The 24,852-nt window shown below is 49.2% G+C and carries 23 protein-coding genes; 7 read left to right on the forward strand and 16 right to left on the reverse strand.

All coding sequences use genetic code 11. The features are described from left to right. Nucleotides 1-137 precede the first annotated feature (137 nt). Nucleotides 138-569, reverse strand: a complete 432-nt coding sequence (locus tag AAC007_RS04770) for an HU family DNA-binding protein (RefSeq protein WP_339674906.1) — start codon at nt 567-569, stop codon at nt 138-140. A 332-nt stretch (nt 570-901) separates the two neighbouring features. Further along, on the reverse strand, nt 902-1,327 hold the full coding sequence (locus tag AAC007_RS04775) for an HIT domain-containing protein (RefSeq protein WP_339674907.1): 426 nt from the start codon (nt 1,325-1,327) through the stop codon (nt 902-904). Between the two features lie 80 nt (nt 1,328-1,407). Between AAC007_RS04775 and AAC007_RS04780 the strand changes: the two genes are divergently transcribed. Together AAC007_RS04780 and AAC007_RS04785 are read left to right on the forward strand one after the other, a co-directional pair. Beyond that, complete coding sequence (locus AAC007_RS04780; RefSeq protein WP_339674908.1) at nt 1,408-3,132, forward strand: proline--tRNA ligase; 1,725 nt, start codon at nt 1,408-1,410, stop codon at nt 3,130-3,132. Next, entirely contained in the window at nt 3,133-3,792 is a 660-nt protein-coding gene (locus AAC007_RS04785) for a lytic transglycosylase domain-containing protein (RefSeq protein ID WP_295877312.1), read from the forward strand. A gap of 6 nt (nt 3,793-3,798) precedes the next feature. On the opposite strand, the gene AAC007_RS04790 is transcribed toward AAC007_RS04785, so the two are convergent. The 6 genes from AAC007_RS04790 to AAC007_RS04815 all read right to left on the reverse strand — a co-directional run bounded on the left by AAC007_RS04790 (nt 3,799) and on the right by AAC007_RS04815 (nt 7,427). After that, nucleotides 3,799-4,281 carry a periplasmic heavy metal sensor gene (locus AAC007_RS04790; protein WP_339674909.1) on the reverse strand — a complete coding sequence of 161 codons (483 nt, stop codon included), beginning with the start codon at nt 4,279-4,281 and terminating at the stop codon, nt 3,799-3,801. Then, the gene (locus tag AAC007_RS04795; protein ID WP_339674911.1) at nt 4,278-4,712 is read right to left on the reverse strand and encodes a hypothetical protein; all 435 of its coding nucleotides are present in this window, start codon (nt 4,710-4,712) and stop codon (nt 4,278-4,280) included. The genes AAC007_RS04790 and AAC007_RS04795 overlap by 4 nt, the downstream gene beginning before the upstream one ends. Then, a complete protein-coding gene (locus AAC007_RS04800) occupies nt 4,709-5,245 on the reverse strand; it encodes an RNA polymerase sigma factor (RefSeq protein WP_339674914.1) in 537 nt (178 codons plus the stop codon). The genes AAC007_RS04795 and AAC007_RS04800 overlap by 4 nt, the downstream gene beginning before the upstream one ends. A 37-nt stretch (nt 5,246-5,282) precedes the next feature. Further along, complete coding sequence (locus AAC007_RS04805) at nt 5,283-5,732, reverse strand: EF-hand domain-containing protein (protein WP_339674916.1); 450 nt, start codon at nt 5,730-5,732, stop codon at nt 5,283-5,285. Between the two features lie 276 nt (nt 5,733-6,008). After that, nucleotides 6,009-6,677: an NUDIX hydrolase gene (locus AAC007_RS04810; protein WP_339674917.1), complete on the reverse strand. Its 669-nt coding sequence runs from the start codon at nt 6,675-6,677 to the stop codon at nt 6,009-6,011. 18 nt (nt 6,678-6,695) lie between these two features. Beyond that, nucleotides 6,696-7,427 (reverse strand): redoxin domain-containing protein, encoded by a 732-nt coding sequence (locus tag AAC007_RS04815; protein ID WP_339674918.1) that lies wholly within the window; start codon nt 7,425-7,427, stop codon nt 6,696-6,698. Between the two features lie 376 nt (nt 7,428-7,803). On the opposite strand from AAC007_RS04815, the gene AAC007_RS04820 reads away from it, so the two are divergent. The 4 genes from AAC007_RS04820 (at nt 7,804) to AAC007_RS04835 (ending at nt 12,732) form a co-directional block, all read left to right on the forward strand. Further along, nucleotides 7,804-9,213 (forward strand): wax ester/triacylglycerol synthase family O-acyltransferase, encoded by a 1,410-nt coding sequence (locus AAC007_RS04820; RefSeq protein WP_339674920.1) that lies wholly within the window; start codon nt 7,804-7,806, stop codon nt 9,211-9,213. Between the two features lie 35 nt (nt 9,214-9,248). Beyond that, a complete protein-coding gene (locus AAC007_RS04825; RefSeq protein WP_339674921.1) occupies nt 9,249-11,237 on the forward strand; it encodes an SDR family oxidoreductase in 1,989 nt (662 codons plus the stop codon). Between the two features lie 193 nt (nt 11,238-11,430). Then, nucleotides 11,431-11,709: a hypothetical protein gene (locus AAC007_RS04830; RefSeq protein ID WP_339674924.1), complete on the forward strand. Its 279-nt coding sequence runs from the start codon at nt 11,431-11,433 to the stop codon at nt 11,707-11,709. Nucleotides 11,710-11,727: 18 nt separating this feature from the next. Then, the gene (locus tag AAC007_RS04835; protein ID WP_339674926.1) at nt 11,728-12,732 is read left to right on the forward strand and encodes a GntP family permease; all 1,005 of its coding nucleotides are present in this window, start codon (nt 11,728-11,730) and stop codon (nt 12,730-12,732) included. A gap of 91 nt (nt 12,733-12,823) precedes the next feature. On the opposite strand, the gene AAC007_RS04840 is transcribed toward AAC007_RS04835, so the two are convergent. From AAC007_RS04840 to bioB, 8 genes are all read right to left on the reverse strand, one after another. Beyond that, nucleotides 12,824-13,015 carry a DUF3094 family protein gene (locus tag AAC007_RS04840; RefSeq protein WP_339674928.1) on the reverse strand — a complete coding sequence of 64 codons (192 nt, stop codon included), beginning with the start codon at nt 13,013-13,015 and terminating at the stop codon, nt 12,824-12,826. A gap of 115 nt (nt 13,016-13,130) precedes the next feature. Then, complete coding sequence (locus tag AAC007_RS04845) at nt 13,131-14,921, reverse strand: acyl-CoA dehydrogenase C-terminal domain-containing protein (protein ID WP_339674930.1); 1,791 nt, start codon at nt 14,919-14,921, stop codon at nt 13,131-13,133. Nucleotides 14,922-14,984: 63 nt separating this feature from the next. Further along, nucleotides 14,985-16,772: an acyl-CoA dehydrogenase C-terminal domain-containing protein gene (locus tag AAC007_RS04850; RefSeq protein ID WP_339674931.1), complete on the reverse strand. Its 1,788-nt coding sequence runs from the start codon at nt 16,770-16,772 to the stop codon at nt 14,985-14,987. 433 nt (nt 16,773-17,205) lie between these two features. After that, a complete protein-coding gene (gene bioD / locus AAC007_RS04855) occupies nt 17,206-17,895 on the reverse strand; it encodes a dethiobiotin synthase (protein WP_339674934.1) in 690 nt (229 codons plus the stop codon). Nucleotides 17,896-17,933: 38 nt separating this feature from the next. Then, the gene (locus AAC007_RS04860) at nt 17,934-20,003 is read right to left on the reverse strand and encodes a YjbH domain-containing protein (RefSeq protein WP_339674937.1); all 2,070 of its coding nucleotides are present in this window, start codon (nt 20,001-20,003) and stop codon (nt 17,934-17,936) included. Between the two features lie 198 nt (nt 20,004-20,201). Next, complete coding sequence (gene bioC, locus AAC007_RS04865) at nt 20,202-21,785, reverse strand: malonyl-ACP O-methyltransferase BioC (protein WP_339674939.1); 1,584 nt, start codon at nt 21,783-21,785, stop codon at nt 20,202-20,204. Further along, nucleotides 21,776-22,963, reverse strand: coding sequence for an 8-amino-7-oxononanoate synthase (gene bioF, locus AAC007_RS04870; RefSeq protein WP_339675102.1), 1,188 nt, complete (start codon nt 22,961-22,963; stop codon nt 21,776-21,778). The genes bioC and bioF overlap by 10 nt, the downstream gene beginning before the upstream one ends. A gap of 24 nt (nt 22,964-22,987) precedes the next feature. Continuing rightward, nucleotides 22,988-24,046, reverse strand: a complete 1,059-nt coding sequence (gene bioB, locus AAC007_RS04875; protein WP_219044586.1) for a biotin synthase BioB — start codon at nt 24,044-24,046, stop codon at nt 22,988-22,990. Between the two features lie 84 nt (nt 24,047-24,130). Between bioB and AAC007_RS04880 the strand changes: the two genes are divergently transcribed. Further along, complete coding sequence (locus AAC007_RS04880; protein ID WP_339674940.1) at nt 24,131-24,850, forward strand: ComF family protein; 720 nt, start codon at nt 24,131-24,133, stop codon at nt 24,848-24,850. Nucleotides 24,851-24,852: the final 2 nt, after the last annotated feature.

Here is a 24,852-nt window from a genome sequence, read left to right on the forward strand (position 1 = left end):
CATAAAAGGAGCGGGATTATAACGCAAAGCGGGGCCGGCAATAAATGCGGCTGTGAATTTGGGGGGAAATAAACCGATACAACGGGGAAATCAGCCTCGAACACATTAATAAATGCCGAGGCTGACCGTAATCAGACTTAAATTGCGAAGTCTTTAAGCTTTTTCAATGGACGAACCTTAACAGCAACGCTAGCTGGCTTGGCTTTGAACATGGTTTCTTCACCAGTAAATGGGTTAATCCCTTTACGCGCCTTGGTAGCTGGTTTTTTCACTGTGGTGATTTTCATTAGACCTGGAATGGTGAACTCACCCAGAGCACGCTTTTTAACGCTGCGTTCAATCAGTACTTCCAGCTCTTCGAGCACATCACCAACCTGCTTACGGGTCAAATTGGTGTTTTCTGCAATCTCTGTGAGAATTTGAGTTTTGGTCATTTTCTCAGAGATAGCAGTGGTTTTGCGCTTAGGTGCTGCTGCAGCAGTCGCAGCAACTTTTGCTTTGGCTGGTGCTTTCTTAGGAGCAGCTTTTTTTGGGGCAGCTTTTTTGGGAGCAGCTTTTTTTATCGCCATTAGAATATTCCTGTATCACACGTTAAGTTTTATTGGCCTAAATACGGTTATAAGCACCAACCAGCAGGTACCGCATGCTAATCACGAATCTGTGCCTGCGACTATCTATAGTAGATTGTGCAACCCAATACAAGATTAAAGCGCTGTTTTTCGTTCAAAACACTGTAAAAAAGGCATTTTTTGTATGACGAGCACAATAATCGTCTAAAAAGCTGAGCTGTAATATCACTGCAAATGGAAAAACGAAGCTGAGAAGTAGCCACATAAAAATCGCAGCACCCGCTTTTTTGCCGGTCAGGTGCCGCCTTTTATCTGGGAGCAAGAATGGCAAACTAAGCGACTAATTCCATCCCATACGCAGAGTAAGCTGCACGTATTTGCGTTAAGCGAGCAGCCAATGTAGCTGACTCATAGGCTTTAGCAGGGAGAAGCCCCCAAACGGGCTTTGGCCAAGCTGGATCAGCAGCAAATCGCGCAATATGGTGTATATGCAGCTGCGGCACCATGTTACCCAAGGCGGCAACATTTAATTTTTCCGCCGCAAAGGTATTCTGCAATACAGCACAAGTCGCATTTGACTCGGCTAGGTACAGCTGCTGATCCTCTGCGCTTAAATCACACACCTCACGCAAATTCTCCCGGCGCGGCACCAAGATAAGCCAAGGATACTGACTGTCATTCATTAACAGCAGCCGACACAACGGTAAATCGCCCACTACAGCGCAATCTCGCGCTAAAGCATCATGTAATTTGAACATCACTCCCCCTGCGGCCTGTACCGCGCTACCGATCAATCGTAAAATGCGCAAACTCTGATAAACAAGGCCAGAATTACACCATGCGCGCTAGCCAATTCCTAATTGCCACCCAAAAAGAAACCCCAGCCGACGCTGAAGTCATTAGCCATCAACTTATGCTGCGAGCAGGCATGATACGCAAGCTCGCCACCGGTCTCTACACATGGCTGCCGATGGGCCTGCGGGTGCTGCGTAAAGTCGAGAATATCGTTCGCGAAGAAATGGATCGCGGCGGCGCAATGGAGGTAATGATGCCGGTTGTGCAGCCCGCAGAACTCTGGGAGGAGTCTGGTCGCTGGGAGCAATACGGCGCCGAATTGCTGCGTATTGGTGACCGCCACAACCGTTCGTTTTGCCTCGGCCCCACCCACGAAGAGGTCATAACAGATCTAATTCGCAATGAAATAAAGAGCTATAAGCAGCTCCCGGCAAACTTTTATCAGATTCAAACTAAATTTCGTGACGAAATTCGCCCGCGCTTTGGCGTGATGCGTTCACGCGAATTTATAATGAAGGACGCCTATTCCTTCCACAATGACCAGGAATCACTGCAAGCCACTTACGATGTAATGCACGCGACCTACACTCGCATATTTACCCGCCTGGGCTTGGACTTCCGCCCTGTTATCGCCGACACCGGCTCAATCGGCGGCAGTGGCTCACATGAATTTCACGTGTTAGCGTCATCGGGCGAAGACGATATCGCCTTCTCCGACACCTCTGACTACGCCGCCAACGTCGAAATGGCGGAGGCACTCGCCCCCGCTGGAGCGCGCCCTGCACCTAATAGCACGCTAGAGAAAATTGCCACCCCCGGCGCGCACACTATTGATGAAGTCAGCGCCTTGCTGAAGGTGGCTGCAGCACAAATACTTAAAACCTTGATTGTGTACAGCGACGCCGACGAAAACGGCAAGCAGGATTTGATCGCCATAGTCGTGCGCGGCGATCATAATTTGAATGAAATTAAAGCCGAGAAAATAGCCGGCGTGGCATCGCCCCTCACTTTCGCTAGCGAGGAAGATATTCAAGCCAAACTGAATTGCAAACCCGGCTCTATTGGCCCCGCCGGCTTAAGCATCCGTATCATTGCAGATCGCAGCGCTGCCCACAGTGCAGATTTTATTTGCGGCGCCAACGAAGACGGCTTCCACCTCAGTGGCACAAACTGGGATAGAGATGCCAGCTTTACTGAAACAGCCGATCTCCGCGACGTAGTTGAAGGTGACCCTAGCCCGGACGGACAAGGTAGTTTGCTTATTAAGCGCGGTATCGAAGTGGGTCATATCTTCCAATTAGGCACCAAGTATTCAGAGGCGATGAAAGCCACCGTACTCAACGAAAACGGCAAAGAGCAAACTATGATCATGGGTTGCTACGGCATTGGTGTAACCCGTGTGGTGGCATCAGCCATCGAGCAAAATCACGACGAGAAAGGCATTATTTGGCCAGCCAGCATCGCGCCGTTTGAGGTCGCCATCGTGCCATTGAACATTCAAAAATCTGAACGGGTTCGCGAGCACGCGGAACACCTCTACGCCACCTTGCGCGGATTAGGCTACGACGTCTTACTTGATGATCGCAATGAGCGACCAGGGGTGAAGTTTGCCGACATGGAGCTGATGGGTATTCCTCACCGCATCGTGATTGGCGACCGAGGCCTAGACAATGGCATGCTTGAATACAAGAACCGCAGCGCAAGCGACAATGAAGACATTGCGATTGACGATGTTCTCGACTTCATTCAGCAGCAACTGCCACGTTAAATGCCAGACGCCCACACCGTGCAAATTCGTTTCGCAGTGCTAGCTTCGCGGCTGGCATTGCTGCTGATATTGATTAGCTCGCCGCTGAGCATTGCCGGCATCCCAATCGTCACGGATGCTCGCAGCGCAGCACTATCGGCCGAACAGCAGGAACACGAGGAACTACGGGTATTCCTTAAGCAAGCGGTTGCAGATGCCGGCAGCTTTAAGGATCGCTTTGATGCTGAGGTTTGGTTATTTGATATGTCAGGGCGAATGACAAGATATATCAAAGATCCACAAGAGCGGCTCACTTTTTTACGCAGCGTGCACAGAGAGGCGAGCGCGGCAGGACTAAGTCCCGAATTGGTGTTGGCCCTCATTGAAGTAGAGAGTTATTTCGACCGTTTTGCAGTGTCTCGTGTTGGCGCTCAGGGCTTAATGCAGGTGATGCCGTTTTGGAAAAAAGAAATCGGCCGCCCCGACGACAACCTCACCAACGCAGATACCAATCTGCGCTATGGCTGCCAGATTTTGCAGTTTTATTTACAAAAAGAAAAAGGCAATGTTCACCGCGCCCTCGCTCGCTACAATGGCAGCCTCGGCAAAAGCTGGTATCCCGAACGCGTATTCGATCGCTGGCGCAGGCATTGGTATAACGGCGAGTTAAAAATGCACTAGTACCAGCTACTGCGGAGGCCGCTCGCCATTATGTTCCGGCTCGCCAGGTCTTGGCTTTTTATTTTTGATTCGACCTAATTCACGGAGCGCAAACTGCAGTCGCTGCTCGGGCGGCAAAGTTACCAGCACTGTTGCTAACACCTCATGACTCACCCGTTTTAAATTCGTATCAGCGATCCGAATTTCCTTAAACCCCTTGCTGATATCTGCCTCTGTTGCCGTATCTTGTTTTAATATTGCAACCATGTCTCGGCGCGCTGCACGAAGCTTGCGATACGCCTTGACCATATCTTTGCGATGTATTTCAAGTACTTGGCGCATTGGTTCAGCAAGCTCTTGCGGCTCGTCTTTAAGCAGGTGTTTTGCCATACCATGCATAGCGTGGCGCTCTTCACCCATTAGACGGTGCCCCGCGTATAAACCAATCAGAACCCCGTTTAACACCAAGGACACGAACAACACGATAACAATGCCTTTACGTGTACTCATAAGCCTGTACCTGCAATCCAATCACTCACTTCATAACTCGCTGTTGTTTCAAACACATAATCATCAGGATCAGCATAATCCGCAAAGTAGCCACCCGCGCCCAGCACCACGCCCAACAAGGCCGACGCCATTGCCGCGGCAAAACTTAAACGCCACACGGGTATATAAGGTTCACGCGCTGTTTTACTAGGTAGCTGTGCGATGGCCACTAAGCGAGCCCGTAAAGCGGTGCTCGGAGTCAGTTCCGGCAAATCAGTTTTATAGAGCGCACGTATAGCACGCTCCTCTGCTTGGGCTTCGCGCCACTGCGCAGCGCAGGCATCCAACCGCAGAAATAAAGGTAAAAGCACACGGTATAGAAACGGCCAATGATCGGCATTAGCGCCATAGCGGGTCAATAAGGCTGAAAATATTTGTTCTGCCGATGTCATTCTCGACCTCCTAATCGTGTTCTTAGCTGCTGCTTAGCTCGGCTTATGAGCGATTCCACTGCTTTAGCAGATAAGCCCATAATCACGGCAATGTCTTTCACTGAAACATCTTGATAAAACCTGAATGCCATTACCGCACGCTGGTTATCTGGAAGGGCCTTTAGAGCATCATGCACGGCTAAGTTTTCGTTTTCATTTGGCGGCATAACCGACTCAGCATGCTCGACAAGCCATTCAAGCGAACCGTTGTCCAACACATGCCGCTGCTGAACTCGCTGCTTGTAATTGAGTGCCAAGTTATTCGCAACCCGATATAGCCATGTCGTTAATTTGGCATCGTCCCGCCAATCCGGTGCTTGTTTCCACAGGCGTTCAAACACTTCTTGGCATAAATCTTCGGCATCGTCTCGCGACAATACAATGCGGTACACAAGGTTTAATACCATTTTACTGTGGCGGTCCAACAACACTGAAAATGCCTGTTGGTCGCCGCCCGCTATTCGCCGCATCAATTCAATGTCAGATAACTGCACGCTGATACCTATTGAATTGGCGAAGGCGGACGCTCAATTACACACCGCTACCTTGACGGTGCTCGCCGTCGTGACCGTCACCACCGTGATTGCGCATCGCCTTAAACATTTCACGGCGGTCGATATTGCCATCACCATTGCTGTCCATGCGCTTTGTCATTTTATCAGTACTGGCCGCAAACTCTTCCGCAGATACCTGACCATCACCATTAGCGTCTGCTCGGTCAAAGCGATCTTTCTTATTCACTTCGCGCTCAGCCTTTAGCTTGGCCTTGTATTCAGTCACTTCTTCGCGAGTCAAATTACCGTCACTATTTAAATCCATTTTCGCGAACATGGCTTGGCGATGCTGTGCCATTTCCTCTGTACTTACTGTGCCATCACCGTTTAGATCAAATTTTGGATGCTGCTTAGCACCTTCGCCAGCAATTGCCGACATTGCCGCCATAGAAACAATCACACCAAGTATTTTTTGTGCTGTATTCATAATGGATTCTCCCAAGAATCATTGTTAAGAGACCTTTGCGCGATTGTTATTTTGCCCTCTGCCGGCGTCAAAATCGTACTCAATCGGTCATTTATAACTATAAACTCCCTCATTCCGTGCGCTTTTTCCTTGCCAGAGAGCAAAATTCCGGCTCGTGCAAAGGTCTCGTTAAGAATATTACTGCTTTGCTCCGGCCGTTAATGATTAAACACCGCAAGCACAATAATCCTTCGCTCCTGAGCGAAATTATTCCTGGGACGATCTTCAGTCTTATTATTATGTTGTACTGTACTCATAGCGCCATACGCCATTTTCCAAATAACAGCGATTTCGCGGGCCACCGACATTCGGGTCACTATTACTATAGCCAGCGTCGCCACCGTATAGCATGCAGACACAATCGTTGTGCGACGAAATTCTCGGCTCAAAATAGGGAACGTCGCGATCACTGTAAAACCGCTGCGCATCAACTTGGCTAACGCAGGCCGCCAACTCAGTAAGGGTAACCACCGTTGGCGGCATTAGAGCTAGCTCGCCGCAGCGATGCTGCTGTAGGAATTCTTCAGGTGCGCCCCAGCGATAGTCATCCATTTCCTCGCCATCAACAACAATCTCACGGCGATCGCCCTCGGCAAGATAAAACCACGTAGCAAATCGTCGCCCGATCGACGGCGGCGTTGTCCAGTGGGACAAGAACAATAAATTATCAGCAGATAGCGTTAGACCGGCTTCCTCCTGCGTCTCCCTTATAGCGGCAGCTCGCGCCGCCTGTTCGTCAGTTTCCGCACCAATCGCATCTTCAGGATCCACAGTGCCACCTGGGAACACCCAGTGACCACCGCCAACCTTAAGTTGCGTATGTCTGCGTAACAGTAATATTTCTATGCTTTTGTCGCCGTCGCGAACTATCACTACGGTAGCCGCAGCCCTTATATCTGTCGTCATTGATTACAACCCACTACGCTACACCCAAGCTTGATCTAGGCTTGCTATTATTGTTTCTACACTCGGCCGAATACGGAAATTATCCGTTAAATCAACATAGATAATTTTTCCACTTTCATCTGTCACTACTACCGTTGGCAAAACGGTATCTTGTCCATAACCAAGTATACCCAGCGGCACACCGTAGCGGTGAACAATGCCAAGGGTGCGCGCTGCGTTATTGTCTTCATCCATATAGAATGGCATTGAGACGCTAAGTCGCGACTGTTGCTGCGCACTTTTTTCTCTACTTTGCGGGCTGATAAGTGCCAGTTCAATCCCCCGCTCGCGAAGGGTTTCATATTCTTCAGCTAAGTGTGCCAATTGTGACTGGCACATAGGGCACCAATTGCCTCGAAAAAAAACCCACAGTACTTTTTTCCCTAAAAAGCTAGACGTCGAAACCTTCTCCCCTGCTAGCGAGCTCACCGTAAAATCAGCTAAGTACGCACCTTTTTTCAGCAGAACATTGTCGCTTCGATCGAGATAGGTATACCAAAACACATAAACCAATACCCCACCAAGACCAAAAAACAAGGTATAAAATGTAGGTAGAGGTCGCATCTCCACTACCGTTAACAGGGCACCCAGCAAAGCCATTATCACTGGAATTGCGATAAAACGAACCACCCTCGTGTAAGGAAAGGTATATACCAAGCTCATAAAGAGAACTAATGGCCCGACCGCTACCAAAGCGCCTAACCAAGACAAACTAAATCTTGAATCGGTAAATAGCTGGTAAAGGCTTTGAGAAGAAACCGCAATGCATATAAGCAAATAGGGAATTGCGTACCAACGCTTAAGTCGTGATATCAAACCCAAAATCATGAATATCTATCCCTACTGTCCACAAACCCTCTTTGCCATTCACTGTAAAAACGGCTATTTGTGTTCTAGCTTGAAGCTTTACACAATATAAAGACTATTGACCGAAAATTATTGCTATTAAAAAAAACAGCAATAGCCAATAAAAACATTAGGACATAGACTAAAGTTGTATTCAATGACCTAGCTTACGCCTCGGCGTGGCAAAAAACATAACAACGCTAAATATATCAGGTAGTTGTAACTACGAGGTACGGAACGAATGGCAAAACTTTCAGTAATGGATTTAGCTTTTTTTCTAACCGAGACCGACGCGAGCCCCAAACATGTGGGCGGTCTACTTATGTTTCGCAAGCCCGCAAACGCGACCGAAAGTTATGTTGAACAACTGGTTAATGAATACGCAGGCAATATCGACGAGATTCGTGCGCCGTTTAATCAAATTATTCAATTTTCTGCCATTAGCGCCCCTCGTTGGCGATGTGATCTAGATTTCGACATTAACAACCATGTCTTTTATCACCGTATTGAGGGCGAAGATTTTCGTGAAAGCCTTTACGATTTGATCGGAGATTTACACAGCATTCGCATGAATCGCTCACGACCAATGTGGGAGATGCATGTTATTCAAGGCATTGACGACAAACGCTTTGCCATTTATACGAAACTACATCACGCCTACGCCGACGGCGTTACCATGTCGTCATGGCTTGTCAATAGCTTAAGTAAATCTGCCAGAACGAAATCAGTCACACCAATATGGTCGGTATTGCCCCAAAAACGCCTACAAAATACGGCGGACAGCATTTCAATCATGAAAGTATTAAGCCAGCTAGGTGGGCGCTCTGGCGACTATATTAAGGCATTAACCGGACTCACCAAGCTCAGTGCACAGCTCGCTCTAGAAACACTCAACCTAACCAAAAATGCGGTCGCGGTGCCATTTAAGGCGAACAGCTCAACACCGCTAACAGGGCAAGTCAGTGCCGGACGCCAAATAGCCACTGCCGCCGTCGATATGGAGCGCGTGCACCGTCTGCGCAAACTGACTCGCTCCACCCTTAACCATATAGCCCTAACGTGTATCGACGGCGCTCTGCATCGCTACTTGCAGGATTGCGGAACTGATATCAACGAACCGATTACAATTCAGATGCCCGTGAATTTGCGCCAAAGTGGCGATGACAGCTTCGGAAATAAAATCGGCATTGTGCTCGTTGAACTAGCCAGCAAAACCACCGATCCCTACGAAAGACTGAGAGAAATTGGCTTTACCCTACGCAACGTACGATACCAGATCGATGGAGTTCCGCCGGCGTCGGTCATGGCGTATACGGTCCTTCTAGGCGGAGTTTCGCTTATTGGTGAGGCATTGAAGCTCGGCGACGTACTGCCACCACTGGGTAATACCTTAGTTTCCAATGTACCCGGCCCCGCAAAAGCACTGTACTTAAAGGGCGCAAAATTAGAAGAAATGTACCCTATAAGTGCCTTAACGCCGAGCAACCATCTCAATATTACGCTATACAGTTATGATGGCCGCTTGCAGTTTGGCTTGGTTGCAACAACGGCAATGCCGAACCTAGATATTCTCGGTAACTATATACACGATGCATTTGACGACCTTGAAGAGGCCGTCTCTCCATCAGCACTGGCTAAAACCAAAAAATAACAAAGCAACAAAATTCATAACAGTGGAGATACACCATGAGCTATTTTGTCACCGGCGGTACTGGCTTTATAGGCCGTTTTCTCATTGAACGTCTTGCCAAACGCAAAGGTACTATTTATGTATTGGTGCGCAGAGGCTCAAAACAAAAATACAAAGACCTATTAGAAAAAACTGGGCTAAACAGCAACCGCCTGGTAGCAATAAATGGTGATCTATCCAAGCCGCGCTTAGGTATTAGCGCAAAGGATATGGCAACGCTGAAAGGCTCGGTTAAGCACTTTTATCACCTCGCCGCCATTTACGACCTGAAAGCTGACGCCGCCAGCCAAGAAATCGCCAATGTAGACGGCACCAAAAATGCTATCGCTGCCGCTGAAGCAATGAGCGCCAAGTGCTTTCATCTAGCCAGCTCAATTGCAGCGGCAGGTTTATACCGAGGTACTTTTCGAGAGGATATGTTCGAAGAGGCAAAAGGTCTCGAACACGCGTACTTCCGCACCAAGCATGTTTCTGAAGGCCTAGTCCGTAACGAATGTAAAATCCCCTATCGTATCTATCGACCTGCAATGGTTGTCGGTGACTCTAAAACCGGTGAAATTGATAAAATCGACGGTCCTTATTACTTCTTTAAACTTTTGCAAAAGCTCCGCAACCGCATCCCTCAATGGGTACCGCTAATCGGCCTTGAAGGTGGGCAGATGAACATAGTCCCAGTTGACTATGTTGCCGATGCGATGGACTTTTTATCCCATAAGGCTGGGCTCGATGGCCGCTGCTTCCATTTGGTTAATCCTGAATCACAGCAAGTTGGCGAAGTCCTCAATATATTTTCACAAGCCGCCCATGCACCGCGATTTGCACTGCGTATAGATATGCGGATGTTTGCATTTATTCCGGCATCCGTTCTTAATCTTTTAAAAGGTCTGCCGCCGGTTCGCCGCATCATAAATGCGATATTAGCGGACTACCACATTCCACAAGATGCCGTCGGTTTTATGAATATGCCGACTCGATTCGATACGAGGGAAACCCTCAAAGCCTTAAAAGGAAGTGGTATTTCGCCACCGGCCTTAGAAGATTACGCCCACAAAATATGGGACTACTGGGAGCGCAACCTCGACCCCGATCTATTTAAAGACCGCTCATTGCGTGGAAACGTAAAGGATAAGGTAATTGTTATTACCGGCGCTTCTTCGGGGATCGGTAAAGCCGCCGCTATCAAACTTGCCGCTGCCGGTGGCAAGGTCGTTCTCGTGGCGCGCACACTTGAGAAGTTAGAAGAAACGCAAAAAGAAATTGCTGAAAAAGGCGGTACCAGCTACGCCTATAGCTGCGACGTATCAGATTTAGCTTCCTGCGATAAATTAGTCGCGACCTTGTTAGAAAATCATGGCCAAGTGGATGTGCTGGTCAACAATGCAGGGCGCTCAATTCGCCGCTCGCTGGAATTAACGTTTGATCGCTTCCATGACTTTGAACGCACCATGCAGCTAAACTACTTTGGCGCAATCCGCCTAATTATGGGATTGGCACCGTCAATGCTCGAGCGCAAAGCCGGTCACGTCATTAATATTTCATCTATTGCCGTCATCGTCGGAACGTCGCCGCGTTTTTCAGCCTATGCTGCGTCTAAATCTGCACTGGACGCGTTCTCACGCGCGGCTGCAGCGGAATTCTCTGACCGGAATATTGCCTTTACGACTATTAATATGCCACTGGTCAGAACCCCGATGATAGGGCCAACATCAATCTACAACTCCGTGCCCACTTTGTCGCCAGACGAAGCCGCCGATATGATTTGTAATGCCATTATTCGCAGACCTAAACGTATTGCGACCGGCCTTGGTATAACGATGCAAGTACTGAACGCCATTATGCCCAAGGCGGTAGAAATCATCATGAACACGGTTTTCCGCACCTTCCCAGACTCGTCTGCTGCCAAAGGTGACGGCGACGAGAATAAAGCCGAGGTGTCTTCTGAGCAAATGGCACTCGCCGCTGTTCTTAAGGGTATCCACGTCTAACTTCATAGCCCACTATGTAACAAGGGGCCCCAGGCCTCTTGTTACAAGCCCTTCTCTTAGTCACAACTCTCCGCTCACTTTCAGCTAAACAATGATAATCAATTGATTTCTAATGGCCGTAACTTGGCTTAGTCGGTTAGGATTGTCCACTTCACTGAAAATACGACCCGCTAAACGTATTTAGGAGCACTTCATGGTCAGTATGGTCGGATTAGTCGGCGGCCTACTCCTGCTAACGACTCTCGCACTGCGCGGCTGGAATCTGTTTATTGCCGCGCCCATATGCGCACTCATCGTTGGTTTGAGCGGCGGCATTCCGGTATTTCCTGACAACGGGCCAAACGCCTTTGTTACCACATACATGAATGGCTTTGCAGGCTTTGTAAGCGCGTGGTTTTTGATGTTCTTACTTGGCAGCTTGTTCGGCAAATTTATGGAGGACACTGGCACTGCCGACAGCCTCGCGCGCTGAATTATCGGCAAAATAGGAATGAAGCACGCGGTTGCTGCCGTTGTACTCGCCTGCGCGGTATTAACCTACGGTGGCGTAAGCGTTTATGTCGTCGCTTTTTCTGTATACCCGATGGCATTGGGTTTATTTAAAGACGCCAACCTGCCACGACGCTTTATTCCAGGCGCTCTCGCCTTCGGCTCAATCACCTTCACAATGACCACCGCCGGCTCACCCGAAATTCAAAACTGGATTCCCGTTAAATTTTTGCACACTAGCCCTTACGCAGCATGGGAAGTGAGTTTTATTGTCGCGATTTTTATGGCGATCTGCGGTTTTTTCTGGATCAATCGAATGATTCGCAAAGCCGTAGCCAACGGCGAGCACTTCGAGCACCGCGCTAGCGACCCAAATATTCCTGAGCGAGATTATCCTCACCCTATTACAGGCTTACTTCCTTTGCTGGTTGTGCTTAGCGTGTCGTTTTTATTTCACGACTCACTGCAGCAGTACGCGCTAATACTCGCACTACTGGGTGGTTGCATTTGCATCATGCTGATTAATTTTCGGCACTTTCACAATATGAACAAGGCGATAAACGAGTGGACTACCGGCGCACTAATTGCGATCGGCAATACGGCGGCAGTGGTAGGTTTCGGAACGATGGCCAAAGCATCACCCGCCTTTGCGGTAGCAGTTGACGCGATGACGGGCATTCCGGGTAACGAGTTAATTGGTGCCGCCATTGCCGTTACGACTATTGCAGGCCTCACTGGCTCCGCGTCTGGAGGCTTATCAATCGCACTACCCGTACTTGGCCCGCACTACACAGACTTGGGTGTAAACCCAGAACAGTTGCACCGCATTTCGTCCATAGCCTCTGGGGCATTGGATTCCCTGCCACACAATGGCTATATCGTCACTACCGTGAGAGCCATTTGTGGCGAAACTCACAAAAGTGCATATTGGCCAATCGCCGCCCTAACTATTGCTATTCCAACAGCAGGTTTGATTCTGGCCGTGACGCTAATGCAGTTTTTCTAAATTAATAGGCGTACAAGCGCGATACCGCTAGGAGCGGCTTCACACTTTAAAAATTGCGGAATGTAACCATTTTACGAAGGAGGAACAAAAATCAGTGAATACCGCTTATCCATGCCAGCAATAAAGCACCTACCGAGATGGTCGACACCATGATCAACAAAATCCCCAGCAACTTTAGCGGCCGATAAGGTTTACGCTCAACATTGTTATAACCCTGCTTCAAGAAAGCATCTACTTTCGCCTGATCTTCTGGGTACAATTTATTGTGTTCGTTTTCCATCATTCCACCACTAGCGATTAGAAAGCCCGTTGCCCACCTTTATTTAGGCAATAAAAAAGGCGGCACTATTATCTCAAGTTGCCGCCTTATTAACCAGTTTTACCGTGCTTATATCAAATTAAGCGAAAGCTTCCTCGGGAATATCCATTAAGCTGGCACTGCCGTTACGGATTGATTCGCTCAGCCCTTTTGCCTGCGGCAACAGTCTCTGAATAAAGAAACGTGCGGTGTGAAGCTTGGCCTGTCCAAAAGCCTCGCCTTGGTCACTCTCACCGCTCAGCACCGTGCGTGTCATCATCGCCCACATATAAGTATAGAGTGTGAAGCCCATGACATGCAGAAACTCTACCGACGCTGCGCCGATCGCGTTGGCATCGCCCGCCTGCGCCTGCGCCAAAACAAACTCAGACAGCGACTCAAGATTATCAACCGCTTCGTTTAACGGAAGTAAAAACTCATCCATACCGCTCACTGATGCCGCCGACGTCGCAAATTCCCGCATTTCAGCTATCAGGACGTTAAGATTTTGAGCACCGTTTGCTGCAATTTTACGACCCATTAAATCGAGTGCCTGGATGCCGTTGGTGCCTTCGTAAATCTGGCTAATGCGCACGTCACGAACCAACTGCTCCATGCCCCACTCGCGTATATAACCATGGCCGCCAAAAACCTGTTGACCCGCTACGGTGCCTTCAAGGCCTTTATCGGTAAGGAAAGCTTTGGCAATTGGCGTCAATAATTCCACCATACCTTCTGCCTTGGCTTTAACGTCACCGCTACCAAATTTCGACTCATCTAATTGCTTGCCCACATAAACGGCAAATGCACGGCCAGCCTCTACATACGCTTTTTGCGTTAATAGCATGCGACGCACATCGGGGTGCACAATAATCGGATCAGCTGCACCAGCACTATTAACTGGCCCCGACGGAGCACGGCTTTGCAGACGCTCGCGCGCGTATATTGAAGACCACTGATAAGCGGCTTCAGCAGCGCTCAAGCCCTGAATACCCACCGACAGGCGCTCGTAGTTCATCATGGTAAACATACCCTGCAAACCACGGTTTATCTCACCAACAAGGTAACCCTGCGCGCCGTCGAAATTCATTACGCACGTTGCCGACGCATTAATACCCATCTTGTGCTCTATGCTGCCGCAGTGAACACCGTTGTTTTCACCGCTGTTACCGTCATCATCAACTTTCATTTTGGGGACAAGAAATAGGGAAATGCCTTTAGAACCCGCCGGTGCGTCCGGCAACTTAGCCAGCACCAAGTGAATGATATTTTCAGTTAAATCGTGATCGCCGCCAGTAATAAATATTTTGGTACCAGTGATGCTGTAACTGCCATCTGCAAGCGGCTCTGCTTTGGTTCGAATCATCCCAAGATCGGTACCAGCATGGCTTTCCGTTAAGCACATGGCACCAGCCCACTTTCCTGAATACATATTCGGCAAAAACTTTGTTTTCAGCTCGTCAGTTGCATGGCTGGAAATTGCCAGGGCGGCGCCGGATGTGAGGGTTAAATACAAGCCCATCGCGATATTCGAGGAATACAACATTTCTTCAAACAGCAACACCAACATCTTGGGCATTGTTTGCCCGCCGTATTCCGGCGCGCCAGACAAGCCGCCCCAACCGCCTTCAGCCAGCTGTCGAAATGCGCCTGGATACCCCTTTGGTGTAGTCACTACACCGTCAGTCCACTTAACACCTTCTTCGTGCCCCGGCTGACTTAAAGGGGCCACTAAGGACTCATTAATTTTTGCGCCTTCTTCGAGAATTGCATCAGCCAATTCACGATTAACTTCTTCCATCGCGGGCATGGTTTGCCACAAGTTCTCAGCTTTAAAAACTTCGTGCAAAACAAACTGCATATCGCGTAGGGGGGCTTTGTATTCAGGCATAAATGACTCCTTCTAAATAAGCACGACGGCACTGGGCCGTCGCGATTCAATCAAACAAAATTTTTAAAATGCGAAAGCTTCTTCAGGCATCGCCATCACACTATCCGCCCCATTAAGCATGGCAAGTTTGTGTGATTCCGTACGAGGCAATAACCGTTGGTAATAGAATTGCGCTGTTTGAACCTTTGCTTTAAGGAAGGCATCATCAGCGTCGCCATCTAAAGCAACCGAGGCCATACGCGCCCACATATACGCTAACGACACATAGCCAGAATACATTAGGTAGTCCACCGACGCAGCGCCAACTTCATCGGCATTGCTCATGGCTTTCTCACCCAATTTAGCGGTGATGTCTCCCCACTCAGCATTTAACTCAGCCAATTTTTCTACAAATGGCGCCATGCCCGGCTTGTCTTTTTGCTCTTTACAGAACTGATGAATAATCTTAGTAAACACCATCAATTGCTTACCGCCGCTACCCATCACCTTCCGGCCAAGTAGATCTAAAGCCTGGATACCTGTAGTGCCTTCATAGAGCGTAGAAATACGTAAATCGCGGACGATTTGTTCCATTCCCCATTCAGAAATAAAACCGTGACCACCAAACACCTGCATACCGTAATTCGCCGATTCCAAACCCGTTTCAGTAACAAATGCTTTCGCAATTGGGGTCAGCAATTCAGATAGTTCTTCCGCATCGCGACGCGCTTGTTCATCGCCAGAGAAATAGAAGGTATCAACAAGTTGCGCCACCCAGTATATAAACGCACGACTACCTTCAGCGAAGGCCTTTTGCGTTAATAACATACGGCGAACGTCGGCATGAACAATCAAAGGATCGGCAGGACCGTCAGGGTTCTTTGGACCGCTCAGTGAACGCATTTGGAGACGGTCGCGAGCGTATTCTAAAGCGCCTTGAAACGACGCTTCGCCGGCAGACAAACCCTGTAAAGCCGTACCTAGACGAGCCGAGTTCATCATATGGAACATCGCATTCAAGCCGCGATTTTCTTCGCCAACCAAAAACCCTTTAGCGCTGTCAAAGTTCATTACACAGGTCGCAGAGGCCTTTATACCCATTTTGTGCTCAATGCTGCCGCAGTGAACGCCATTGCGCTCGCCAACGTCACCGTTCTCGTCGGGCAGGAATTTAGGAACAACAAATAGGGAAATACCTTTGGTACCTGATGGCGCGCCCTCTACACGAGCCAGCACAAGATGGATAATGTTTTCCATCATGTCGTGCTCGCCACCAGAAATAAATATTTTGGTGCCGGTGACGTTATAACTGCCATCTGCATTCATTTCAGCTTTTGTTCTTAGAAGACCGAGATCTGAACCGCAGTGAGATTCCGTCAAGCACATGGTGCCGCCCCATGTACCGCTGGTCATCTTTTCAAGGTAGGTTTCTTGCAATTCATCGCTGGCATAAACCTCAAGCAAGCGCGCGGCCGACTGTGATAAACCGGTATACATACCCCAAGCCCAACAGGCAGAACTGACCATTTCAGTTACAACCAAGCCCAAGGAATTAGGCAAACCTTGACCACCGAATTGGGGATTAGCGGTCATCGACGGCCAACCGCCTTCGGCATATTGCTGATAGGCCTCTTTAAAACCTTCTGGCGTAGTAACCCCTGACTCAGACCAAGTACAACCCTGTTGGTCACCGACCTGGTTTAAAGGAGAGAGTACATTTTCAGAGAATTTGGCGCCTTCAGAAATAATGGCGTCCATCAAGTCTTCACTAACTTCTTCACGGCTAGCAAGACTGGCAAAGTGTTTGTCGCTGTTAAGTACATCTTTCAGTACAAAATTAATATCGCGAAGTGGAGCTGTATATTGCGGCATGATAATGACCTCATGAACAAAAATCTGGCAGATTGCTACACACCCACCAATGTTGACAGTGACAACTATAGCGATTTTATTACGTCTTGCAAGCTATTTTGGATTCGGATGCGCCTGAGATATTTGGTTCACTTCCGCCAGCGCCGCTATAAAAACATTTAAAATCATAACGTTAGGGATTCAACACAAAAGACCCGAGTGACTGGAGTTACTTAGTCAACAATAGCTTTTTAACAGAGGACATTGCTTCGTATACTGCCATAAAATCTGGAAACAGCGACTCACGCATCCTAAACAAAGCCCTTTTAAAAAGGCCCTTCACCAAGTTATTAATCAATATTTGAAGGTGTTCAGCTGCGCTCGCTCACATCATTGCAGTGACTTCGTCCACCCCACCGCGGTCGGTAATAGCTTTGATCGACTAAGATCAGAGTCACAAAATAGAAACGTCTAAAAACTTGGCGACATTATCGAAACCCCGTTTTTCACCTTTCAAATAGGGCACCACACCAAGGCAGGGTGCGGGAAGCAGGGCTTTTAGCGTTGAGACATTTTCTTCAAAACATGACATATCAGGGTCAATTCGATTTGCCACCCACCCCGCTAAGCGCAAGCCATCCGCCTTTATCGCATCTGCTGTCAGCAGGGCATGACTGATGCAGCCCAATTTCATACCCACCACAAGTACAACCGGAGCTTGCAATTCAACCGCTAAACCAGACAATAACTCGCGACCATTCAATGGCACTCGCCAACCGCCCGCACCCTCAATCAACACAAAATCTGCGCTCTGCATCATCGCACCACGACATAAGCCGGCGAGCTGAGCTACGCTTACCCGCCTCCCAACTTGCTCTGCAGCAATATGTGGCGCTATTGGCGGCTCTAGCAGTACCGGATTAACTTGCTGATAGGACATTTTCTCGGTCATAGCCTCCATTAGCATGACCGCATCTTGGTTTCGCAATCCTTCTGGAGTGCTGTCTGCACCCGCCGCGATCGGTTTAACTGCGAGCGTGCGCAAGCCTTTATTTGCAGCAGCTACAAGCAATCCGCAGCCAATTAAAGTCTTGCCGACGTCAGTGTCAGTACCTGTAATGAAAAAATGACGACTACTCAACATGCTATTTTCCAACCTTGTAAATTTATATCGCTTTAACGTTATTTTGCCCGACCAAATGTTTGCCAAGCTTCACGTAATCTCTCCTGGTTCGCTCGAATATATGCGGGACTCAAACGATCACCGTTAAAATAGCCATTGCGCAGACTGAAGAATTCACTGGGAATAATATTCGGACCAAATACTAAGCGGTTACCCTGCTCACCTAAAATTGTAGTTACATCGTATCGCCAACTAGGCGCCCCCGTCAGCTGAACACCCGCAATCCGCCCAAGATCTTTGCGGGGAGTTAGTGGAATAGTAAAACCAATCCCAGCAAAGGCATTACCCTCTGACTTTTTATATATTAGGTGCAAGCGGGTATCACCTATGTGCTGGGTAAAGTCCACTTTATAACCAGAGTCTTCGTTATAGAACTCCCCAGCGGTAAGATTAATTTCACTATTGGTACGCTGAAAAAAATATCGCCAAGACGCCAAGCGCGCATTCCGCGTGATACTAGGATCGTACTTGTCTTCTAAATCGGAGAGGATCACACGAAAACGATGGCGACCATCACCTGGCTCCCAGCGACTTTCCAGAGTCGCTCCGTCATTAACGGCGAAAAACCGACCATAGGAAATCATAGTGGTAAAGCCGCGCCCCAAACGAAACGTTTGGCTAATCACGCGATCTTTCACACCAGTTGCAACGCGCTGTTCGCGAAAGACACCACCAAAAACGCCATCTTTTGTAAAATCCTGACTCTCTAAAAAAGACCAATCCTTAGTAATATTAAATGCTGCACCCTGCCACAACGGCAGAACTAGGTCCGTCCTCACCGCCAAGGAGTAATCAAACACGCCATACTCTGTTCCCAGAGTGGACGACAGCACCGGCCTTAGCATTACGGTTGGCCGAAACGAGAGATAGTCTTTAACTTCATTCATCGCTGACGCGACAACTCCGCCACCACCACTACGACGACGCAACCTGTTAGTGGGCGCCGCGACCATGATAGATTCCGGAAAACTGCCGCTACCATCCAGAAACTCTCCCCATGCTACTGCTGTTCCACCTAGACCAAATACGGGAATACCGTATTTTTCGAGCTGCAAATAAAACCGATCGCCCGCTGGCAAATTAGTCGCAGCGATACCTATCGCAACCGCCAAGGCATCCATTGCATTATTGTTATAACTCAAGTTTTCAAAGGCGATAATCCATTCTCTGCCATAGCGCTGAATACGCACTTTCTCTAAACTCGCCGCAATAAGATCCCGCTTTAATTGGGCTGCTTTGCCGATCGCTGCGTCTTCTTTTGCGGAACCCACTTGGGATGGGTGAGATTTAGTTTCCAATTTTGGATCAAATCCATATTGCTCTTCACGCACCAATCTCGAAGCCGAAGCAATCTCAGCCCTTGGCTGATCGATCGGCAAGCGACGCTGGTATTTTTGCCCCAAGGGAATTTTTAAATTAACACCGTACCAATCCTGGCGATTGTCGACGCCCTCATTAGCTGAAAGCATCCACAACATCGATGCCTTCCATCCCTGTGGCATTACACCATTCGGCACTGACACACGCACACCACTATTTAGCGAATGACCATCATCCTCAACAATGACACTCAGCCAATCACGCGCAGCATATTCAATGCCGCCAAAAACCCCATCTAGGCGTTGGGTTTTACCTGCGCGACCATCGTATTGCCCATACCCTATAGTCGAACGGAGACTACCGTACTGCCAAGTCGTCACCGCGTACTTAGTATCGAACTCATTGACGGATCCACCAAAGTCTTGCTCGCCAATCGCAAACGAAAATCCATGCAACAGCTCCCAAGGTAACTGCAGTTTAAAATTGAAAGACAAATCAGAGCCGCGAGCCGTCGACCGACCAGCAACATCTCGCCCTACAATTTCAATATGAGGAAAAATTCCGGCAGCGAAATTGAAGTCATTTCCCTGATCATTGAGCTTGCGGTCACGGGAAAAACGCCCGTCAACTTGGTTATCCCATGCCGCAGTGGCGGAACCGTATTCAATCACGGAGGCATCAGGGATATTGAGTAAACCACTCATTCCCTGCATGTTCATATTACCTTGGGCCATCACCGTCATCGGCATAGCGCAGCCTACGAAAAGCGCACGAATATTCCCTTTCAATGAACACCTCAATCTAATTTTTGCAGGCAATCAAATTCCATCAATAGTTTGTATTATAGACGCATAAAAAAGGGCAGCTACTTAGCCACCCTTACAATCTAACAAAGCCCACCAAATTTGCGGATAGCAAACGATCAACGTGAGCAGCGATAGCGACAATTACCCAATTTTTTTACACCGCAAATACCAGACTTGATAAGTTGCTGGCAAATACCCACTTGGCATTCTGAATTTCTCGTAGGCCGAGGTTAATGCCGCAATTCGTCCTCGACTTGTTAAACCGCTTGGTCGTCGACTATTTACATTGTGCGCACCGATATTCTTTAGTTCACGGGTTAACTCAGATAAGCGCTGGTACTCCATTTGCTCACCTACCTCTCGCCACTCCTCCACTTGCAGCCCAGAATATTGAATAGCATCGTCAAGCTCTGATCGCGTCGCGAATTGATTCACGTGGGCATAGGAATCAACCTGACGCCACGACTCGCGCAGCTCGTGCAGTGTTTCTGGCCCCAGCGTGGCAATAACCGCGGTACCTCCGGGCGTTAATACGCGCTCAATCTCGGCGTAAACGGCGGGTAAATTCTCGCACCACTGCAAGGCTAAACTCGAAAAAATTTGCCCTACACTATTATCGGCTAGTGCAAGGTCTTCCGCGTCAGTACACAACCAAGTACTTGCCACTCCACCTGCGTGCTCCTTTGCAAAGGCAAGCATACCTGGCGCAAGATCAGCCGCAATTAACTGTCCCTCGCCCACGTATCGACGTAAGGCGGGCAAGCTGTAGCCAGTTCCACAACCCAAATCAACTAATGAAGCACCCGCCGAGCCGGGCAAGATGGAAAGCAATCTATCGGCAATACGGCGCTGAAGCAGGGCCGCACCATCGTAACTCGAGGCAGCACGACTAAAGGAGCGACCAACGTCGGATTTATCTAATAGGTAAGGCGTGTGCTGATTTAGCAGCCCCTTGTCATTCACAAAATTTAGGAGGATTTCGAGGAACTTCTCTGGCAAAGACAAGAACGGAATATGACCACAACCGCGCATGACCTCACAGTCGTGATTCGGATAGTGCCTCGCAATTAAAGCTGCGCATTCAATCGGCACAATCGCATCATTCGAACCCAGCACATGTAACACCGGAGCTGCCACTGACGTTAAAGCCAAGCGATTATCGATATCACTTAAATACTTAAGCCCCTGCAGTAGGCCGGCTGAATTTTGCTGCGGTGCTAGACGATTCACCACTGCTTGCACTGACTCAGTACGCTTGTCGCCGTGGAGTTGTAGCAAAGCAAAACGCCGAAGGCCCTTTGCCATATTTTTTTCAATAGCCGATTTAAAGTTTAAAAAATCTTCGCGCGGCATCGCCGCCGGCCAGCTGTCATCTGCGACAAATACAGCATTACTTGCCACCGTGATTAACGCACTGACGCGCTCTGGATGGGCCGCAGCGATTGCCGTTGCAAACATACCACCCAGTGACCAACCGCAATAAATAGCCCGCTCAGGAAGCACCGACAGAAGCTGCTCAACAATGGACTTCACGTCGGTATCAACTTGACAGATTTTGCTTCGACCAAAGCCCGGCAAATCAATTAACGTTATATGAAAATGCCGGCGTAAGGCGGGAATGACACTTCGCCAAACGTCCGAGTCGCTAGCCCAGCCATGCAGCAAAACCAGCTCTGCTGCGCCACTGCGGTAGGCCGCAAGATGCTCACGATAAATCACCGGCATAATGTCGCAACACGCAATCCGGCGGGAACCACACGATGTAAAGCCCCAAGCAATACATCAACATCCGCATCCGTGTGCGCCGCAGTAATTGTAATGCGAAGACGAGACTGACCCACCGCCACAGTTGGTGGACGAATGGCGGATACCAAAATACCCTCTGCTTCCAAGTTTGCGCTTATTGCCATGGCGAGGGACTCTTCTCCCACCAACAATGGCTGGATTGCCGTATCCGACGCCATTAAAGGCAGCGCCATTTTTGCGGCGCCACTCTTAAATCGCGTTATCAAGTGCTGTAAATGATCCCGGCGCCAAGATTCGGTTGCCAGCAACTCCAGGCTCGCTACGCTTGCTGCAGCAACCGCCGGCGGCATAGCGGTGGTGTAAATATAGGGGCGGGCAAACTGAATCAAACTTTCAATCAATAACTCGCTACCGGCAATAAAAGCACCATAGCTGCCAATCCCTTTCCCCAAGGTGCCCATCAATATTGGCAACTGCTCTTGATTCAAACCGAATAACTCACTGCTACCAGCGCCTGTCTTACCAAGCACCCCAAAACCGTGGGCGTCATCAGCCATCAAGCATGCATTGTATTTCTGCGCTAACGCGGCTAAGTCAGACAAAGGTGCCATATCGCCATCCATGCTGAACACCGCGTCGACAACTATCAGACGCAGGCCCTCGGCGGGTAGCTTTTGCAGGCGGCGTTCGAGATCTGCTAAATCGTTGTGGCGAAAGCGCTGAAATTTGGCACCACTCAATAACCCAGCATCAAGCAAGGAGGCATGATTTAAACGATCTTCTAAAATATGATCGCCTTTACCTACCAATGCGGTGACGGCACCGAGGTTAGCCATATATCCGGTGGAAAATAACAAAGCGCGATCTCGGCCGGTAATCTCAGCAAGTCGCTCTTCTAGACGATGATGAAGCGCAGAGTGACCGCAGACTAAATGTGATGCGCCACCACCAACACCATACTCACTACTGGCAAGCTGCATTGCCGCGACCAATTGCGAGTGATTCGCTAAACCGAGGTAATCGTTGCTACAGAACAACAGGAAATCGCGGCCATCAACACGCACCCGCGGGCCCTGCGCCGTTTCCAGCACACGGCGTTTTCGATAACGGGATTGTTGGTGGCGCTCTGCAAGCCGACGCTGCAGAGCTTCAGTCATCATGATTGAATCAACCGCCGACGGTTATGCAGTTGCGTCGTAGAAAAAGCGGTCGTTCTGAACCTGCGCTACCGCACCCAGCAATGCCTCACTTTGTGCGTCGTCGTCACGTTCAACATGGCGCTCTTCGGGCTTTATACCTAAACGACCAAACAGCTCCATGTCTTTATTGGCTTTGGGATTCGGTGTGGTCAATAATTTTTCACCGTAGAAAATGGAGTTGGCACCGGCAAAATACGCCAGGGCATGCATTTCCTCGTTCATTGATTCACGACCCGCAGACAGACGCACATGAGATTGCGGCATCATGATCCGCGCCACCGCGATCGTGCGGATAAAATCGAAGGGGTCTAAATCGGCAACATCCGCCATCGGCGTGCCTTCGACCTTCACCAGCATATTGATCGGTACGCTTTCGGGCTGCACTGGCAAGTTCGCTAGCTGCAATAACAACCCGGCGCGATCTTTGATCGACTCACCCATACCGACAATCCCGCCGCTACAAACCTTAATACCGGCGTCCCGCACATTTGCCAAGGTTCCCAAGCGATCTTGATAGGTTCGGGTGGTAATAATGTCACCGTAAAACTCTGGTGAGGTATCGAGGTTATGGTTGTAATAATCCAAGCCGGCATCGGCAAGCTCCGCCGCCTGATCACCGGTCAACATACCCAGCGTCATACAGGTTTCCAAGCCCATCTCTTTCACACCCTTAACCATCGCGGTTACGTAGGGCATATCTTTCTTCTTCGGCGAACGCCACGCAGCGCCCATACAGAAACGAGTGGTACCAGAGGCTTTAGCTGCACGAGCCTCAGCCAGCACTTTTTCAACTTCCATGAGCTTTTCTTTCTCAAGCCCCGTGTCATAGCGGTTACTTTGCGGGCAGTACTTGCAGTCTTCTGGGCAGGCGCCCGTCTTAATAGAAAGTAGTGTGCTCACTTGCACGGTATTAGGATCAAAATTGGCGCGGTGCACCGACTGCGCCTGAAACAACAAATCGTTAAATGGCTGTGCAAATAAAGCTTGAACCTCTTCACTGGTCCAGTCCGTGCGAATTGTCGTTAATGCGGCGGTAGTCATGTTAAAGTCCAGCAAGAAGGTGATGTCATTTTAATTGCCTAATGATAAAGGCTTACAGCAAGCTGTCAACCAGCAGGGATGCTTATGGTTAACAGATTTTTAAGTATCAATTTAAACAAACTGAGCTACCGGGTGGTTTCTGGCCGCTGCATTTTATGCCAAAGCCACAGCCTGCGCGGCCTAGACCTCTGCCAGCACTGCGAAAACGACCTGCCTTGGCTAGCGACTTATTGTGCGCGCTGCGCCCTGCCACTGCCTGAAAATTATCGCGATACACAGTGTGGGCGCTGTTTACGGAAACCGCCGGTGTTCACACACTGCTACTGTGCACTGTCATACGGATTCCCCGTTGATCGCCTAATCGCCGGCTTTAAGCATCAAAATCAACTCCACTATGGCGCGATATTAAGTGCACTGTGGCTAAAGCATTGCCAAGACCAACTAGATGCCGTGCCCGATGCTTTAGTTCCGGTGCCAATGCACTGGCGGCGAAGAATATCACGGGGGTTCAATCAATCTTTACTCATCGCAAAAGACCTGGGTAGCGCACTTAACATCCCTGTCTATCACGCTGTTAGCCACCCCCGTGCCAACCATTCACAGCAGGGCTTAAGCGCTGCAGCGCGCCGTAAAAATCTACGCCAAGCCTTCTCCTTCAACAGCGCCTACGACATTAAAGGCAAACACCTCGCCGTGATTGACGATGTCGTTACAACAACCGCGACAGCCAATACCATGGCCGCTATACTGGCGCGCAACGGCGCTAAGCAAGTCGACATTTGGTGTTTAGCACGCACGCCGTAACA

The organism is uncultured Zhongshania sp. (assembly GCF_963975605.1).
GTDB classification, from domain to species: Bacteria; Pseudomonadota; Gammaproteobacteria; order Pseudomonadales; family Spongiibacteraceae; genus Spongiibacter; species Spongiibacter aquimaris.

What these genes read in the sequence shown, in the direction of transcription:
- AAC007_RS04825 (WP_339674921.1), top strand. Translation starts at nt 9,249, where the DNA reads ATGAGCTATTTTGTCACCGGCGGTACTGGCTTTATAGGCCGTTTTCTC.
- AAC007_RS04805 (WP_339674916.1), bottom strand. Translation starts at nt 5,732, where the DNA reads ATGAATACAGCACAAAAAATACTTGGTGTGATTGTTTCTATGGCGGCA.
- AAC007_RS04780 (WP_339674908.1), top strand. Translation starts at nt 1,408, where the DNA reads ATGCGCGCTAGCCAATTCCTAATTGCCACCCAAAAAGAAACCCCAGCC.
- AAC007_RS04775 (WP_339674907.1), bottom strand. Translation starts at nt 1,327, where the DNA reads ATGTTCAAATTACATGATGCTTTAGCGCGAGATTGCGCTGTAGTGGGC.
- AAC007_RS04850 (WP_339674931.1), bottom strand. Translation starts at nt 16,772, where the DNA reads ATGCCGCAATATACAGCTCCACTTCGCGATATTAATTTTGTACTGAAA.
- AAC007_RS04795 (WP_339674911.1), bottom strand. Translation starts at nt 4,712, where the DNA reads ATGACATCGGCAGAACAAATATTTTCAGCCTTATTGACCCGCTATGGC.
- AAC007_RS04785 (WP_295877312.1), top strand. Translation starts at nt 3,133, where the DNA reads ATGCCAGACGCCCACACCGTGCAAATTCGTTTCGCAGTGCTAGCTTCG.
- AAC007_RS04840 (WP_339674928.1), bottom strand. Translation starts at nt 13,015, where the DNA reads ATGATGGAAAACGAACACAATAAATTGTACCCAGAAGATCAGGCGAAA.
- AAC007_RS04790 (WP_339674909.1), bottom strand. Translation starts at nt 4,281, where the DNA reads ATGAGTACACGTAAAGGCATTGTTATCGTGTTGTTCGTGTCCTTGGTG.
- bioB (WP_219044586.1), bottom strand. Translation starts at nt 24,046, where the DNA reads ATGACTACCGCCGCATTAACGACAATTCGCACGGACTGGACCAGTGAA.
- AAC007_RS04835 (WP_339674926.1), top strand. Translation starts at nt 11,728, where the DNA reads ATGAAGCACGCGGTTGCTGCCGTTGTACTCGCCTGCGCGGTATTAACC.
- AAC007_RS04845 (WP_339674930.1), bottom strand. Translation starts at nt 14,921, where the DNA reads ATGCCTGAATACAAAGCCCCCCTACGCGATATGCAGTTTGTTTTGCAC.
- AAC007_RS04820 (WP_339674920.1), top strand. Translation starts at nt 7,804, where the DNA reads ATGGCAAAACTTTCAGTAATGGATTTAGCTTTTTTTCTAACCGAGACC.
- AAC007_RS04860 (WP_339674937.1), bottom strand. Translation starts at nt 20,003, where the DNA reads ATGCCGATGACGGTGATGGCCCAAGGTAATATGAACATGCAGGGAATG.
- AAC007_RS04830 (WP_339674924.1), top strand. Translation starts at nt 11,431, where the DNA reads ATGGTCAGTATGGTCGGATTAGTCGGCGGCCTACTCCTGCTAACGACT.
- bioF (WP_339675102.1), bottom strand. Translation starts at nt 22,963, where the DNA reads ATGACTGAAGCTCTGCAGCGTCGGCTTGCAGAGCGCCACCAACAATCC.
- bioC (WP_339674939.1), bottom strand. Translation starts at nt 21,785, where the DNA reads ATGCCGGTGATTTATCGTGAGCATCTTGCGGCCTACCGCAGTGGCGCA.
- bioD (WP_339674934.1), bottom strand. Translation starts at nt 17,895, where the DNA reads ATGTTGAGTAGTCGTCATTTTTTCATTACAGGTACTGACACTGACGTC.
- AAC007_RS04880 (WP_339674940.1), top strand. Translation starts at nt 24,131, where the DNA reads ATGGTTAACAGATTTTTAAGTATCAATTTAAACAAACTGAGCTACCGG.
- AAC007_RS04810 (WP_339674917.1), bottom strand. Translation starts at nt 6,677, where the DNA reads ATGACGACAGATATAAGGGCTGCGGCTACCGTAGTGATAGTTCGCGAC.
- AAC007_RS04770 (WP_339674906.1), bottom strand. Translation starts at nt 569, where the DNA reads ATGGCGATAAAAAAAGCTGCTCCCAAAAAAGCTGCCCCAAAAAAAGCT.